The following is a 15,003-nucleotide window of genomic DNA, read 5'->3' on the forward strand; positions in this document are numbered from 1 at the left end:
ACGATCACCGCGAGCGTGACCGCCACGGAGATCATCAGCGAGGTCCGGATGCCGTAGATCAGCTTGGTGAACACGTCGTAGCCGTTGCCCGGCTCGAGTCCGAACCAGAACTCGCTGCTGATGCCGCCGTTGGGCTGCACCGGCACACCCGCACTGTCGAACAGCTCCGGACGCACATCGGCGTACACGGTGTACGGGTTCTTGCCGTACAGCTTCGCGATCAGCGGAGCCGCCGCCGCGACGAGGAAGAAGAAACCCACCACGTAGGCGGATATGACACCGGTGCGGTCACGCTTGAAGCGCATCCAGGCAAGTCGGCCGGGTGACCTGTTCTCGCTGCCCTTCGAACCGTCCGCAGGGGTCGGCTTCTGCACGCTCTCGTTGGTCACCTCGAGCGAGGCAGCCGCGGATGGAGTTGGGGGGGTCATGGTGCTCCTGGCCCAAGGGAGGGTCTGATGACTCCGCAGGGCACTCTCCCCTACGGGCTACGCCGGACTTTTTCAACGCAATTCATTCACGGTCAATAAATTCTCGGGCGACTTGGGTTGCTCTTTACTTTCTTGACCTTCTCTTGACGGTTCTGTAGCTACGCGGGTAGCGCGTCGTAATCGAGTCGTGCTTTATTTCCGACTAAGCCGACCAAACGGTCAACAGGTTCGTTATGCGGACGCGTGTGCGCCGAAATCCGTACATCGACGGGTCGCAATCCAACGTTTCGGCATCGTTACGCGAAGATCCATTGCGCTACCGGAGCAAGATCCTCCGGTGGCTCGGATGAGGCGTCCGTGATCGGGTGAGGTGTCCCCCTAAAGGTCGACATCCGGCACTCCAGCCCCTCCGTTCGGGGCAGTCGGTGAGCGTTGTCGACTGATTGTGCCGATATTGAACCGGTAATGGATGATTCGGCACGGAGGAGGCACGCCATGCGTTCAGCCACGCACGCCCGAGGGGCGGTCTGCGCGGTGGTGGTGGCGTTCGCCGCCACAGCCTGCGGGGGCGGCGGGGGCAGCGGGGGCGGCGGAGGCGAGAGCGGCGTGCTCAGCTCCTCCTGGGGTGACCCCCAGAACCCCCTGGAGCCGGCCAACACCAACGAGGTCCAGGGCGGCAAGGTCCTCGACATGATCTTCCGGGGCCTGAAGAAGTACGACCCGAAGACCGGCAGGGCGACGGACATGCTCGCCCAGAAGATCGACACGAGCGACTCGCAGAACTTCACGATCACGATCAAGGACGGCTGGACGTTCAGCAACGGCGAGAAGGTGACCGCCAAGTCGTTCGTCGACGCCTGGAACTACGGGGCGAGCCTCAGGAACAACCAGAAGAACGCCTACTTCTTCGGCTACATCCAGGGCTACGACAAGGTCCACCCGGCCACCGGCGCACAGAGCGCCGACACGCTCTCCGGCCTGAAGGTCGTCGACGACAGGACCTTCACCGTCGCGCTCAACCAGAAGTTCTCCAGCTTCCCCGACACCCTCGGCTACGCGGCCTTCGCGCCGCTCCCGCAGTCCTTCTTCACCGACCACGCCGGCTGGCTGAAGCAACCCGTCGGCGACGGGCCGTACCGCATCGACTCCTACACCAAGGGCGCGCAGATGGCCCTGAGGAAGTGGGACGGCTATCCCGGCTCCGACAAGGCGCAGAACGCCGGTGTGACCCTCAAGGTCTACACGGACAGCGACACCGCCTACACCGACCTCATCGCCGGCAACCTCGACCTGGTCGACGACGTTCCCGCCTCCCAGTTGAAGAACGTCAAGAGCGACCTCGGCGACCGCTACATCAACACGCCGGCCGGCATCATCCAGACGCTCGCCTTCCCCTACTACGACAGTGCCTGGAGCAAGAACGGCGCGGAGAAGGTCCGCACCGGCCTGTCCATGGCCATCAACCGCAAGCAGATCACCGACACCATCTTCCAGCACACCCGCACCCCGGCCACCGACTGGACCTCGCCGGTGCTCGGCGCGGACGGCGGCTTCAAGGAAGGGCTGTGCGGGAGCGCCTGCGACTACAACCCCGCCGAGGCCAAACGGCTGATCCAGGAGGGCGGGGGACTCCCCGGCGGACAGCTCAAGATCACGTACAACGCCGACACCGGCTCGCACAGGATGTGGGTGGACGCCGTGTGCAACTCCATCAACAACGCACTGGGCAACGACAAGGCATGCGTCGGAAACCCGATCGGCACCTTCGCCGACTTCCGCAACCAGATCGGGCAGCACAAGATGACCGGGCCGTTCCGCGCGGGCTGGCAGATGGACTACCCGCTCATCCAGAACTTCCTCCAGCCGCTCTACTACACCAACGCCTCCTCCAACGACGGCAAGTGGTCCAACCAGGACTTCGACCGACTCGTCGACCAGGCGAACGCCCAGACCGACACCGCCCAGGCCGTCAGCACCTTCCAGCAGGCCGAGGGGGTCGTCCGCGACAACATGGCCGCCATTCCGCTCTGGTACCAGAACGGCAGCGCCGGCTACTCCACGCGGCTGTCGAACGTGGCCCTCAACCCGTTCAGCGTCCCCGTCTACAACGAGATCAAGGTCAGCTGACCCGGCATGGGGCGCTACGTCGTCCGGCGGCTGCTCCAGATGATCCCGGTGTTCGTCGGGGCCACGCTGCTGATCTTCCTCATGGTCAACGTCATGGGCGACCCGATCGCCGGCCTGTGCGGTGAGCGGGCCTGCGACCCGGCGACCGCCGCCCAGCTGAAGAAGGAGTTCGGCCTCGACCAGCCGGTGTGGCAGCAGTACCTCACCTATATGGGGAACGTCTTCACCGGGAACTTCGGCACGGCGTTCAACGGGCAGCCGGTCACCGAGCTGATGGCCACGGCGTTCCCGGTCACCGTCCGGCTGACCGTCGTGGCCATCGTCCTCGAGATCGTCATCGGCATCACGCTGGGCGTGCTGACCGGACTGCGGCGCGGGCGGCCCGTCGACACGGGGGTGCTGCTCGCCACTCTGGTCGTCATCTCCGTACCGACCTTTGTCACCGGCCTGCTGCTCCAGCTCCTGCTGGGCGTGGAGTGGGGCTGGATCAGACCGTCCGTCTCCCCGGACGCCGGCTTCGGCGAGCTGATCGTGCCCGGCTTGGTGCTCGCCTCCGTGTCGCTCGCCTACGTCACCCGGCTGACCCGCACCTCCATCGCCGAGAACAGACGGAGCGACTACGTCCGCACGGCCGTCGCCAAGGGGCTGCCCAGGCGCCGGGTCGTCACCCGGCACCTGCTGCGCAACTCCCTCATCCCCGTCGTCACCTTCATCGGCACCGACATCGGCGCGCTCATGGGCGGCGCGATCGTCACCGAGCGGATCTTCAACATCCACGGCGTCGGCTACCAGCTGTACCAGGGGATCCTGCGGCAGAACACCCAGACGGTGGTGGGTTTCGTGACCGTGCTGGTCCTGGTGTTCCTGGTGGCCAACCTCCTGGTGGACCTGCTCTACGCCGTACTCGACCCGAGGATCCGCTATGCCTGAGCAGCCGTTCGACCAGGACCGGGCCATCGCCGGGACGGGCATGGGCGGGGCGATGGACCTCGCGACGACCGAGGCGGAGACGCTGGAGCGGACGCCGGGCGGCCCGCTGGGCACCGGCCCGGCGGCCAGGCCCCGCTCGCTGTGGTCCGACGCCTGGCGGGACCTGCGGCGCAACCCGGTCTTCGTCGTCTCCGCCCTCGTCATCCTCTTCCTCGTCGTCATCTCCCTGTGGCCGTCCCTGATCGCCTCCGGCTCCCCGCTCACCTGCGACCTCGCCAAGGCCCAGGAGGGCTCCCAGCCGGGCGCGCCCTTCGGCTACGACGGCCAGGGCTGCAACGTCTACACACGGACCGTGTACGGCGCCCGTACGTCCGTCACGGTGGGTGTCTGCGCCACGCTCGGGGTCGCGCTGCTCGGGTCGGTGCTCGGCGGACTCGCCGGGTTCTACGGCGGGTTCTGGGACTCGGTGCTGTCCCGGATCACCGACGTCTTCTTCGCGATCCCGGTCGTCCTCGGCGGTCTGGTCCTCCTCTCGGTGGTGACGAGCAACACGGTCTGGCCGGTCATCGGGTTCATGGTGCTGCTCGGCTGGCCCCAGATCTCCCGGATCGCCCGCGGCTCGGTGATCACCGCCAAGCAGAACGACTACGTCCAGGCCGCCCGCGCCCTCGGCGCCTCCCACTCGCGCATCCTGCTGCGGCACATCGCGCCCAACGCCGTCGCCCCCGTGATCGTCGTGGCGACCATCGCGCTCGGCACCTACATCGCCCTGGAGGCGACCCTGTCGTACCTCGGCGTCGGTCTGAAGCCGCCCAGCGTCTCCTGGGGCATCGACATCTCCGCCGCCTCGCCCTACATCCGCAACGCCCCGCACGCGCTGCTGTGGCCCTCCGGGGCGCTCGCGCTCACCGTGCTGGCCTTCATCATGCTCGGCGACGCGGTGCGCGACGCCCTCGACCCGAAGCTGAGGTGACCGCCGCCGTGCTGCTCGACGTACGCGATCTGCAGGTGGAGTTCCGGACCCGGGACGGGGTGGCGAAGGCGGTCAACGGCGTCTCGTACGCCGTCGACGCCGGCGAGACGCTGGCCGTGCTGGGCGAGTCGGGGTCCGGGAAGTCGGTGACCGCCCAGGCCGTGATGGGGATCCTCGACACGCCGCCGGGCCGGATCGGCGCGGGCGAGATCCTCTTCCGGGGTCGCGACCTGCTGAAACTCAATGAAGAGGAGCGGCGGCGGATCCGGGGCGCCGAGATGGCGATGATCTTCCAGGACGCGCTGTCGGCGCTCAACCCGGTGCTCAGCGTGGGCGACCAGCTCGGCGAGATGTTCGTCGTGCACCGGGGGACGTCGAAGAAGGAGGCGCGGGCCAGGGCGGTCGAGCTGATGGACCGGGTGCGGATCCCGGGCGCGGCCCAGCGGGTGCGGGACTATCCGCACCAGTTCTCCGGGGGCATGCGCCAGCGCATCATGATCGCCATGGCGCTGGCCCTGGAGCCGGCGCTCATCATCGCCGACGAGCCGACGACCGCCCTGGACGTGACCGTGCAGGCCCAGGTCATGGACCTGCTCGCGGAGTTGCAGCGCGAGTACCGCATGGCGCTGATCCTGATCACCCATGACCTGGGCGTGGTCGCGGACGTGGCCGACCGCATCGCCGTGATGTACGCGGGGCGGATCGTCGAGTCCGCGCCCGTGCACGACATCTACCGGGCGCCGGCCCACCCCTATACGCGCGGGCTCCTCGACTCCATCCCGCGCCTCGACCAGAAGGGGCAGGAGCTCTACGCCATCAAGGGCCTGCCGCCCAACCTGATGAACATCCCTCCGGGGTGCGCCTTCAACCCGCGCTGTCCGATGGCCCAGGACGTCTGCCGCACCGACGACCCGCCGCTGTACGAGGTGGCGCAGGGCCGGGGCAGTGCCTGCCACTTCTGGAGGGAGTGCCTCCATGGCTGACAGGGTGGTCGAGCCGCTCCTGGAAGTGAGGGGACTGGTCAAGCACTATCCCTTGACCCAGGGCGTCCTGTTCAAGAAACAGATCGGTGCCGTCAAGGCCGTCGACGGTGTCGACTTCACGCTCGACGCGGGAGAAACCCTGGGCATCGTCGGGGAGTCCGGCTGCGGCAAGTCGACGGTGGCCAAGATGCTGGTCCATCTGGAACGGCCGACCGCGGGGTCGATCAGGTACAGGGGCGAGGACATCACCAGGCTGGGCGGCCGCGCGCTGAGAACGGTCCGCCGCAACATCCAGATGATCTTCCAGGACCCGTACACCTCCCTCAACCCCCGGATGACCGTCGGCGACATCATCGGCGAGCCCTACGAGATCCACCCCGAGGCGGCTCCCAAGGGCGACCGGCGCAGGCGGGTGCAGGAGCTGCTGGACGTCGTGGGGCTCAACCCCGAGTACGTCAACCGCTATCCGCACCAGTTCTCCGGCGGCCAGCGGCAGCGCATCGGCATCGCACGGGGGCTGGCGCTGCGCCCCGAGGTGATCGTCGCGGACGAGCCGGTGTCCGCGCTCGACGTCTCCGTCCAGGCCCAGGTGGTCAACCTGCTCGACCGGCTCCAGCACGAGTTCGACCTGAGCTACGTCTTCATCGCCCACGACCTGTCGATCGTGCGGCACATCTCGGACCGGGTCGCCGTGATGTACCTCGGGCGGATCGTGGAGACCGGCACGGACGAGGAGATCTACGAACACCCGACCCACCCCTACACCCAGGCCCTGCTCTCCGCGGTGCCGGTACCGGATCCGGCGGCCCGGGAACGCCGGGAGCGGATCATCCTGAGCGGGGACGTCCCGTCGCCCACGAACGTTCCGTCGGGGTGCCGGTTCCGCACGCGGTGCTGGAAGGCCGAGGAGCGGTGCGCGCGAGAGGTGCCGCTGCTCGCGGTGCCCGAGGTCTTCCGGCTCGCGCCGGGGCCGGCCGCCCATGACTCCGCCTGCCACTTCGCGGAGGAGAAGCGGGTGGTCCCCCCTGAGGAGGCGGCCGGGGAGCCGGTGGACGATCTTGGCAACGGGGGTGCATAGCGGGGCATATGCGGGCCAATCTCGTTAACACGCAGGCAACTTCGGCGACCCGGTCCCGATATACGGACGCGGCACGCTTAACAGCGTACGGCCGTGCGGGTGCCGTAAACGGGCCGGGATGCGCCATGTCATCCCGGCCCGTTGCCCCTTTTTGCGCCTAAACCGGCGCCGCTCTCGCGGACCTGGCTGGTGCTTCGTCGTGGTTCCTCAATTAATGGTTGCGGTGCTCTGTGGGGAGAATCCGCTCAGCCCAGCCCCAGAGCGCGCCGGAGAAAGTCCAGCTGAAGCAGCAGCAGGTTCTCCGCGACCTGTTCCTGCGGGGTCATGTGGGTCACGCCCGACAGGGGGAGGACCTCGTGCGGGCGGCCCGCTGCCAGCAGGGCCGAGGACAACCGCAGCGAGTGGGCGACCACCACGTTGTCGTCGGCGAGGCCGTGGATGATCATCATGGGGCGGTGGGGTTCGGCCGCGTCGACCAGGCCCGCGTCGTCGATCACCGAGTTGCGGCGGTAGACCTCCGGCTGTTCGCCGGGGTGGCCGAGGTAGCGCTCCTGGTAGTGGGTGTCGTACAGACGCAGGTCGGTCACCGGGGCGCCGACCACCGCCGCGTGGAAGACGTCCGGGCGGCGCAGGGCCGCGAGCGCGGCGAGGTAGCCGCCGAAGGACCAGCCGCGGACGGCCACCCTGGTCAGGTCGAGGGGGAAGTCGGCGGCGAGCGCCTGGAGCGCGTCGACCTGGTCCTGGAGGACGACCGCCGCGACGTCGTCCTTGATGGACTTCTCCCAGACGGGGGAACGGCCCGGGGTGCCCCGCCCGTCGGCGACGATCACCGCGAAACCCTGGTCGGCGAACCACTGGGAGGTCAGGTGGGCGTTGTGCGCGGCGACCACCCGCTGGCCGTGCGGACCGCCGTAGGGGTCGAGCAGGACCGGCAGGGGAGTGTCCCCGTGGTAGTCCCGTGGCATAAGCACGGCGCACGGAATTCGGCGTGCGCCCCCCTCGGTGAGCGTCACGCGCGGGGACAAACCGGGGTCTTCGGCGTACGACGTGACCGTCGCCGCCTGCTTCCCGTCGCGCAGGACCTGGGCGCGGGCGCCGGGGGTGTCCAGCGTGGCGGAGACCAGTACGGTCACGCCCCCGGCGCGCACCGCCGTGTGCACGCCGGGCTCCTGCGACACGCGCTCCACGCCGAGCTCGTTCACGCGGTAGACGTGTACCTCGCCGGTCTCGGGGGACTCGGCCTCCTCGCCGGCGGACGCGGAGACCAGCACGTCATCGGCGGTCACGTCGAGCACCGCCCGGATGTGCAACTGGGGCCCGGTGAGCGGCCGTTCACCCACCGCGAGGACCCGGGCGCCGCCCTCGTCGGCGATCCGGACCAGCTGTCCGGAGGGGCTCCAGCAGGGCACTCCACCGAAAAGTTCCAGCCATGTTGGATCTTCGTCCGCGTGCACCATCCGGGTCGCTCCCGACCCCGGATCCACGGCCAGGAACAGCTGGCTGCGCTGGTCGCGCGCCTGGACGAGCAGCAGCGGCGCCCCCGCCTCTGACCAGTGCACATGCGCCAGGTACGGATAGCGCGCCCGGTCCCAGGAGACCTCGGTGCGCTGCCCGTCGAGATCGTGCACGAACAGGCGTACGTCCGCGTTCTCGGTGCCCGCCGCCGGGTAGGCGACATGATGTGGCTCACGCTCCGGGTGGGCGGGGTCGGCGATCCACCACCTCCGGACCGGCGTGTCGTCCACGCGCGCCACGAGCAGCCGGTCCGACTGCGGCGACCACCAGAAGCCGCGGGTGCGCCCCATCTCCTCGGCCGCGATGAACTCGGCCAATCCGTAGGTGACCTGTTCCGACTCCGGCTCCGCGAGCGCCCGGTCGCCCTCGCCCTCGGCGCCCACCACGCGCAGGGCGCCCTCCGCGACGTACGCGACGTGGCGGCCGTCGGGAGCGGGGCGCGGGTCGATCACCGGCCCCGGGACGGTGAGTTCGCGGGTCGTGCCGGCCCTGAGCTCGGCCGTGAAAAGCCGCCCTGACAAGGCGAAAGACGCCAACTCCAGGGCCGCGTCCGTGGCATAGCCGACGATGCCGGCGCCGCCCTCACGGCTGCGTTCGCGGCGGGCCCGCTCCTGGGGTGAGAGATGCTCCTCGGCGCCACTGAGCAGCGTGCGCGGGTCCGCCGCGAGCCGCTCCTCGCCGCTCGGCACATCGAGCACCCAGAGGGAGTTGGCGCGGTCGGTGCCGGAACCGGAGCGCAGAAACGCCACGCGGGAGCCGTCGGGGGCCACGGTGAACGCGCGCGGCGCGCCGAGCGTGAAACGCAGGGTGCGGGCGTGCCGGCGGGGGAATGAGACAGCCTCGGTCGTCATGCCCTGACCATATTGGCCATGCGCCCCCTTGTGCGGCTGTGCGCCGAGCGATGCGCGAGCACGCATAGTTATGATCACTACCGCTAGGTGGGTATGAACCTGCTGGCTTGCGCAGGGAATTGCTGTACCGATCTACAACCCCCATAGTCCGAACCCCCCGCGTCCCTGGGATCTTTGGAGGTGAGCCGCCGTGGCACTCTCGATTTCGGCGGTGGTGCTGCTGGCGATCATCGTCTTCTTGTTGATCAAGAAGTCGGGTCTGAAGGGCGGCCATGCCGTGGTGTGCATGCTGCTCGGTTTCTATCTCGCCTCCTCGACCGTCGCACCGACGATCAGCGACCTGACGACCAACGTCGCCAGCATGATCGGCAGCATCAAGTTCTGACCCTGTCGCGACCGGGGCTGCGCGGCACCGTCGGTGCCGTTTCGTAGGGTGGGCACATGACGGAACTGCCCTCCCGGCGGCTGTTGCTCGTGCACGCGCACCCGGACGACGAGTCGATCAACAACGGCGCCACCATGGCCCGCTATGCGGCCCAGGGTGCCCATGTGACGCTGGTCACCTGCACCCTCGGCGAGGGCGGCGAGGTGATCCCGCCCGAGCTGCGCCGTCTCACCGGCCCGGCGCTGGGGGAGCACCGGCTGGGCGAGCTCGCCGCCGCCGTGCGCGAGCTCGGCGTCACCGACTTCCGGCTGCTCGGCGGCCCCGGCCGCTACCGCGACTCCGGAATGATGGGCCTGCCCGACAACGACGCACCCGACTGCTTCTGGCAGGCCGACGTCGACGAGGCCGCCGGGCACCTGGCCGAGGTGATCGTGGAGATCCGCCCCCAGGTCCTCGTCACCTACGACGACAACGGCGGGTACGGCCACCCGGACCACATCCAGGCCCACCGGGTCGCCATGAGGGCCGTCGAGCTCGCCGCCGACGCCGGTCACCGCGTCCCCAAGGTCTACTGGAACCGCGTCCCGCGCACGGTCGCCGAGGCCGCCTTCGCCCGGCTCCGGGACGACCTGCCGGGGCTGCCCTTCGCCAAGTCCGCCGCCGTCGAGGACGTGCCGGGCGTGGTCGAGGACCACCGGGTCACCACCGAGATCGACGGCGCCGCGTACGCCGATGCGAAGGCCGCCGCGATGGCCGCCCACGCCACCCAGATCGAGGTGGCACCGGGCGGCGCCCGCTGCTTCGCGCTCTCCAACGAACTGGCGCAGCCCCTGTTCACCACGGAGTACTACGAGTTGGCGAGCGGCCCGGCCGCAGGCGGGCCCGGCGCCACGCGCGAGACCGATCTCTTCGCGGGCCTCAGGGAGGCGTCATGAGTTCCGGCGACCGCGGTTCGATGCTCGCGCAACCGTTGCAGGCGCCCTCGGCCGGACGGGTCGCGGCCCTTCTCGGACTGGTCGTGCTCGGGGCCGTGGTCGGGCTCGCCGGGGCCCTCGTCCAGGCCGGCTGGTTCCCCGGCGGGCTGCTGCTCGCCCTGGCCGGCGCCGCCGGTCTCTTCCTCGGCGGGGCCCGTGCCCTGGCGAGCCGCTCCGGGGCTGTCGCACCCGCGTTCGGCTGGGTCGTCGCCGTCATCTTCCTCACCGCCAGCAGGCCGGAAGGCGACTTCCTGTTCGGCGCGGGCGGCGGCTCGTACCTCTTCCTGCTCGGCGGCATGGCGCTCGCCGTGATCTGCGCCACAATAGGTTTGGGGCGGCAACCTCAGGCGGACGGCGCCCGACTTGGCAAGTGACGTACCACTTCGCCGTGGGGCGACCGTGCGAGTCCGGTGTGGGTTTCCCCAGCGGTCATGGGATAAGCGTCAGAAGTGGCCAGTATGGTGGTGCGCGCCGCCGAACCGCCCGAGCAAGGTCGTCACGGGCGGTGGAGCCAACCGGGAGAACCTGCCTTGAGTCGTGAAACTGACACTCCGTCCTCCGGGCCCAACGGGCGCGGGGGATCCGCATACCCCTCGGGTACGCCGCCGTACGGGACCCCCATGGCTTCCGACGACGCCACGGACACGGCCCGTCCGGCCGCGCGGCCGGAGGAACGCAAGACCGAGACCACCCTGACGACTCGGATCCGGATCAACATCCCCGGTTCCCGGCCGATTCCGCCCGTGGTCGTCCGAACTCCCGTTACGGACGCCGACAGTGCGGCGGCCGGTGCCGGTGCCGGTGGCTCGGGCGAGGAGACGGGCGCGCACGCGCGACCGGCGGGTCCCGCCGCCATGGCCACCGGCACCGTCGAGTCGCCCGCGGCCGCACCGGCGTCCGCCCCGGGCGCCGACGAGAAGTCCAGCGACTGGTTCGCGCCACGCAAGTCCGGCCCGGCCAAGGGCGGTCCGCGCGACGGCGCCGGCAACGGCGCCGCGGCGCAGACCGGTTCGCCCGCCCCTGCGCCGAACGGCCCGGCGCCGGCCGGCCCGCCGCCCGGCGGCCCGGCGACCCAGGGCGGTACGCGTGCGGGCGGCGGACAACCGGGCGGTGTCGTCGGCTCCATGCGTGTGCCCGGCGCGTCCCGCCCCGGCGCCACCAACGGCGCGGGGCTGCCCGCGGGCGCGACCGGCGGTCCGGTGGCCCCCGGCCACGGCGGCGGCACCGGCTCCTTCGACGTGACCGAGGCGCTCGCCGCGGGCCCGCTCGGCGGCCCCCGGGGCGGTGCCAAGGGCGGCGGCGACACGCGCCGCGACGAGCTGCCCTACTTCTCCGACAACGGCGGCCAGAACAGCGGCCAGAACGGCGCCCAGGCCGGCCCCGGCGCGCCCGGCGGCGGCCCGGCCGGTCCGGGCGGCCCCAGCGGCTTCAACGGTCCGGGCGGTCCCGGCGGTCTCGGTGGCCCGCAGGGCCCGGCGGGCCCCACCGGCGGTCCGGTCACCGGCGACGGCCCGTTCGTCCCGCCGGTCAACGGCGGCGAGCCCTTCGGCGGCCCGAACGGCCCCGCGACCCCCGGCAACGGTTCCGTGGGCCCCGGCAACGGCCCCGCGGGCCCCGGCGGCCCGCGCAGCCGTGGCGCCCAGCCCCGGCCCGGCGCGCGCACCGCCGCCCCCGCCGGTCCCGGACTCGCGGTCCCCGGCGGCGGTCTGAGCGACGACACCGCGATCCTCACCCCGCAGAAGCCCGCCCCCGGACCGGGCACGCCCGGCTACGGCGCGCCGGCGGCCAACGTCTCCGGACACACCGTCACCAGCGGCATGCCGGTCGTGCCGCAGGGCACCGACTCCCCGTTCGCGCCGGGCGCCCCCGGCACCGTCCCGCAGTCGCAGACGACGCCGAAGCTGCCCGAGCCGGTCTCGCCGCCCCCGGCCGACGCCAAGGGCAAGGGCAAGGCGAAGGCCAAGAAGAAGCGCGGCAAGCTGCCGCTGCTCGGCGGGGTCGTGGTGGTCGCCGGCCTCGGCGTGTACGGCGCCGGGCTGCTCATGAACCACTCCGACGTGCCCAAGGGCACCACCGTGCTCGGCGTCGACATCGGCGGCGGCACCCGCGACGACGCGGTCAAGAAGCTCGACGACGCGTTCGGCAGCCGGGTGAACAAGCCGCTGAAGCTCTCGGTCGACGGCCGGACCGTCTCACTGCCCCCGGACCAGGCGGGGCTGCAGTTCGACATCCAGGCCACGGTGGACAGCGCCGCCAAGAGCGACTACAACCCGGTCTCCGTGATCGGCTCCCTGTTCGGCCAGAAGCGGGTCGTCGCCCCCGACATGCCGGTCGACGAGGAGAAGCTCCAGGCCGCCCTCAAGGGCCTCGGCGGCAGCTCCGGCTCGGTCACCGACGGCACGATCAAGTTCACCTCCGGCAAGGCCGTCGCCGTCTACGGCAAGCCGGGCAAGGGCATCGACGTGGCCGGCTCGATGAAGGCGGTCGAGCAGGCCTACCAGGCCATGGTGGAGACCGGCACCTCCTCCGCGGTGAGCGTCCCGACGACCACCGTGCAGCCGACGGTCTCCAAGGCGGAGGTCGACCGCGAGATGAAGGCGTTCGCGGAGCCGGCGATGTCGGGGCTGGTCACGGTCAAGACGGACACCGGCGTCCCGCTGCCGATGAGCCCGCAGAACTCCCTGTGGAAGTTCCTCCGGGTCAAGGCCGTCGACGGCAAGCTCGTCGACAGCCCCGACCTGAACGCGCTCAAGGAGCTCTACGGCAGCACCTTCGACGGCGTCAAGATCACCCGTGCCGGCGGTGAGAAGACGGCCGTCACCCCGCAGGACGTCTACGTCGCCCTGCGCCAGGCGTTGCTGAGCAAGACGAACCGGGTAGGTGTCATCAAGACGAACCCGAGCTAGTCGAACAACAACGAGAGGGGGCACCCGGTGATCACCGGGTGCCCCCTCTCGTCCTGTCACGCCCTGCCCATGACATCTGTCACGCGGCGCTCCGGACGGTCGGCACTGCCTCCGGTCGGGGGCTCGCCGTCAGCATGGAGGCATGACAACGACAGCGGCGACGACGGCCACCGGGGCACCGGTGGTGGTCGGGTTCGACCAAGTGAGCAAGACCTACGGGAACGTGCGGGCCGTCGACGGGCTCTCGCTGCGGCTGCACCCGGGGGAGACCGTGGCCCTGCTCGGGCCCAACGGCGCCGGCAAGTCGACCACGCTCGACCTGCTCCTCGGCCTCAAGCAGGCCGACACCGGCACGGTGAGCGTGTTCGGTCTGAGCCCGCGGGAGGCCATCGTCGCCGGACGCGTGGGCGCCATGCTGCAGAGCGGCGGCCTGATGGACGAGGTCACCGTCAAGGAGCTGGTCAAGCTGGCCTGCGACCTGCACCCGAAGCCGTACAAGGTCACCGACGTCCTCGCCCGCGCGGGCATCTCGCAGATCGCCGACCGCAAGGTCAACAAGCTCTCCGGCGGCCAGTCCCAGCGCGTCCGCTTCGCCCTCGCCACCGCCGGCGACAGCGACCTGATCGTCCTGGACGAACCGACCACCGGCATGGACGTCTCCGCCCGCCAGGCGTTCTGGGCGACCATGCGCGAACAGGCCGACCAGGGGCGGACGGTCCTGTTCGCCACGCACTACCTCGAAGAGGCCGACGCCATCGCCGACCGGGTGCTGGTGCTGCACCGGGGACGCCTGCTGGCCGACGGCACGGCCGCCGAGATCAAGGCGAAGGCCGGAGCCCGGCGGATCTCCTTCGACCTGGAGGGCGAGATCGACGAGGCCCCGCTGCGGGCGCTGCCCTTCCTCACCGCGGTCACTGTGTCAAAGAGCGGCTCCGCCGCGGGCAGCGGCCAGACCGTCCGCATGCAGTCGTCCGACGCCGACGCCACCGTCCACGCCCTCTACGGCCTCGGCGTCTATCCCCGCAACCTCGAAGTCGCCGGGCTCGGCCTGGAGCAGGCGTTCGTCGCCATCACGGAGGCCGAGGAGGCCAAGGAGGTCACCGAGTCATGAACGCCCTGATCAAGCTGGAACTCACCCGCGCCCTGCGCAACCGCAAGTTCCTGTTCTTCTCGGTGATCTACCCGTCGCTCATCTTCCTGCTGGTCTCCAGCCAGGGCGACACGGGCAAGACCGTCGACAACTCCGGGCTCTCCGTCGCCGCCTACGTGATGGTCTCCATGGCCTCCTTCGGCGCCCTGACCGCCGTCCTGATGGGCAACAGCGAACGCATCGCCAAGGAGCGCGAGAGCGGCTGGGTACGGCAGCTGCGGCTGACCACCCTGCCCGGCCGTGGCTACGTCCTCGCCAAGACCGCGAGCGCCGCCGTGGTCAGCCTGCCGTCCATCGTGGTCGTCTTCCTGGTCGCCGCGTCCGTGAAGCACGTACGCCTCGACGCCTGGCAGTGGTTCGCGCTCACCGGCGCGATCTGGGCCGGCAGCCTGGTCTTCGCCGCGCTCGGCGTCGCCATCGGGTACCTGGCGAGCGGCGACGCGGTCCGCCCGATCACGATGATCACCTACTTCGGCCTGTCGATCCTCGGCGGCCTGTGGTGGCCGTCCTCCTCTTTCCCGACCTGGCTCCAGGACATCGCGAAGTGGCTGCCCACGCACGCGTACGCTGCACTCGGGCGGGCCATCGAGCAGAGCCAGGCCCCCAAGGCCCAGGACATCGCCATCCTCGTCGTCTTCTTCGCCCTGTTCGTCGGCGGCGCGGCCTGGCTGTACCGGAAGGACACGCTGAAGGCGTGAGCACG

General features: G+C 70.4%; 12 protein-coding genes and 1 pseudogene. 11 read left to right on the forward strand and 2 right to left on the reverse strand.

Features of this window, described 5'->3' with window-relative positions:
* Positions 1-428, reverse strand: a pseudogene (locus tag AB0M11_RS17295) (ABC transporter permease); the annotation flags it as partial.
* A 495-nt stretch (positions 429-923) separates the two neighbouring features.
* Here AB0M11_RS17295 and AB0M11_RS17300 point away from each other — a divergent pair.
* From AB0M11_RS17300 to AB0M11_RS17320, 5 genes are read left to right on the forward strand one after another with little or no spacing between them, the layout of a single operon-like run.
* Complete coding sequence (locus AB0M11_RS17300; RefSeq protein ID WP_365706160.1) at positions 924-2,555, forward strand: ABC transporter substrate-binding protein; 1,632 nt, start codon at positions 924-926, stop codon at positions 2,553-2,555.
* 6 nt (positions 2,556-2,561) lie between these two features.
* Positions 2,562-3,485, forward strand: coding sequence for an ABC transporter permease (locus AB0M11_RS17305; protein WP_365706161.1), 924 nt, complete (start codon positions 2,562-2,564; stop codon positions 3,483-3,485).
* Positions 3,478-4,458 (forward strand): ABC transporter permease, encoded by a 981-nt coding sequence (locus tag AB0M11_RS17310; RefSeq protein ID WP_365706163.1) that lies wholly within the window; start codon positions 3,478-3,480, stop codon positions 4,456-4,458. The genes AB0M11_RS17305 and AB0M11_RS17310 overlap by 8 nt, the downstream gene beginning before the upstream one ends.
* 8 nt (positions 4,459-4,466) lie before the next feature.
* Positions 4,467-5,441, forward strand: coding sequence for an ABC transporter ATP-binding protein (locus AB0M11_RS17315; protein WP_365706330.1), 975 nt, complete (start codon positions 4,467-4,469; stop codon positions 5,439-5,441).
* Entirely contained in the window at positions 5,434-6,519 is a 1,086-nt protein-coding gene (locus AB0M11_RS17320) for a dipeptide ABC transporter ATP-binding protein (protein WP_365706164.1), read from the forward strand. Before AB0M11_RS17315 ends, AB0M11_RS17320 begins: the two co-directional genes overlap by 8 nt.
* A gap of 245 nt (positions 6,520-6,764) precedes the next feature.
* On the opposite strand, the gene AB0M11_RS17325 is transcribed toward AB0M11_RS17320, so the two are convergent.
* Positions 6,765-8,885, reverse strand: a complete 2,121-nt coding sequence (locus AB0M11_RS17325; RefSeq protein ID WP_365706168.1) for a prolyl oligopeptidase family serine peptidase — start codon at positions 8,883-8,885, stop codon at positions 6,765-6,767.
* Positions 8,886-9,075: 190 nt separating this feature from the next.
* Between AB0M11_RS17325 and AB0M11_RS17330 the strand changes: the two genes are divergently transcribed.
* The 6 genes from AB0M11_RS17330 (at position 9,076) to AB0M11_RS17355 (ending at position 14,998) form a co-directional block, all read left to right on the forward strand.
* Complete coding sequence (locus tag AB0M11_RS17330) at positions 9,076-9,270, forward strand: hypothetical protein (RefSeq protein WP_046733847.1); 195 nt, start codon at positions 9,076-9,078, stop codon at positions 9,268-9,270.
* A gap of 56 nt (positions 9,271-9,326) precedes the next feature.
* Positions 9,327-10,205 (forward strand): N-acetyl-1-D-myo-inositol-2-amino-2-deoxy-alpha-D-glucopyranoside deacetylase, encoded by an 879-nt coding sequence (mshB, locus tag AB0M11_RS17335; protein ID WP_365706171.1) that lies wholly within the window; start codon positions 9,327-9,329, stop codon positions 10,203-10,205.
* Positions 10,202-10,618: a DUF6113 family protein gene (locus AB0M11_RS17340; protein ID WP_365706173.1), complete on the forward strand. Its 417-nt coding sequence runs from the start codon at positions 10,202-10,204 to the stop codon at positions 10,616-10,618. The genes mshB and AB0M11_RS17340 overlap by 4 nt, the downstream gene beginning before the upstream one ends.
* A gap of 156 nt (positions 10,619-10,774) precedes the next feature.
* The gene (locus AB0M11_RS17345; protein ID WP_365706175.1) at positions 10,775-13,150 is read left to right on the forward strand and encodes a peptidoglycan binding domain-containing protein; all 2,376 of its coding nucleotides are present in this window, start codon (positions 10,775-10,777) and stop codon (positions 13,148-13,150) included.
* Between the two features lie 142 nt (positions 13,151-13,292).
* Positions 13,293-14,261, forward strand: coding sequence for an ABC transporter ATP-binding protein (locus AB0M11_RS17350; RefSeq protein ID WP_365706177.1), 969 nt, complete (start codon positions 13,293-13,295; stop codon positions 14,259-14,261).
* Positions 14,258-14,998 (forward strand): ABC transporter permease, encoded by a 741-nt coding sequence (locus AB0M11_RS17355; protein ID WP_365706179.1) that lies wholly within the window; start codon positions 14,258-14,260, stop codon positions 14,996-14,998. The genes AB0M11_RS17350 and AB0M11_RS17355 overlap by 4 nt, the downstream gene beginning before the upstream one ends.
* The last annotated feature ends 5 nt before the right edge of the window (positions 14,999-15,003 follow it).

Source organism: Streptomyces sp. NPDC051987 (genome assembly GCF_040680735.1).
In the GTDB taxonomy this organism is placed as follows: domain Bacteria; phylum Actinomycetota; class Actinomycetes; order Streptomycetales; family Streptomycetaceae; genus Streptomyces.

Bases quoted from the DNA above. Each gene is read 5' to 3' on its own strand.
- AB0M11_RS17300 (WP_365706160.1), top strand. From the start codon at position 924: ATGCGTTCAGCCACGCACGCCCGAGGGGCGGTCTGCGCGGTGGTGGTG.
- AB0M11_RS17305 (WP_365706161.1), top strand. From the start codon at position 2,562: ATGGGGCGCTACGTCGTCCGGCGGCTGCTCCAGATGATCCCGGTGTTC.
- AB0M11_RS17310 (WP_365706163.1), top strand. From the start codon at position 3,478: ATGCCTGAGCAGCCGTTCGACCAGGACCGGGCCATCGCCGGGACGGGC.
- AB0M11_RS17320 (WP_365706164.1), top strand. From the start codon at position 5,434: ATGGCTGACAGGGTGGTCGAGCCGCTCCTGGAAGTGAGGGGACTGGTC.
- AB0M11_RS17325 (WP_365706168.1), bottom strand. From the start codon at position 8,885: ATGACGACCGAGGCTGTCTCATTCCCCCGCCGGCACGCCCGCACCCTG.
- mshB (WP_365706171.1), top strand. From the start codon at position 9,327: ATGACGGAACTGCCCTCCCGGCGGCTGTTGCTCGTGCACGCGCACCCG.
- AB0M11_RS17340 (WP_365706173.1), top strand. From the start codon at position 10,202: ATGAGTTCCGGCGACCGCGGTTCGATGCTCGCGCAACCGTTGCAGGCG.
- AB0M11_RS17350 (WP_365706177.1), top strand. From the start codon at position 13,293: ATGACAACGACAGCGGCGACGACGGCCACCGGGGCACCGGTGGTGGTC.
- AB0M11_RS17355 (WP_365706179.1), top strand. From the start codon at position 14,258: ATGAACGCCCTGATCAAGCTGGAACTCACCCGCGCCCTGCGCAACCGC.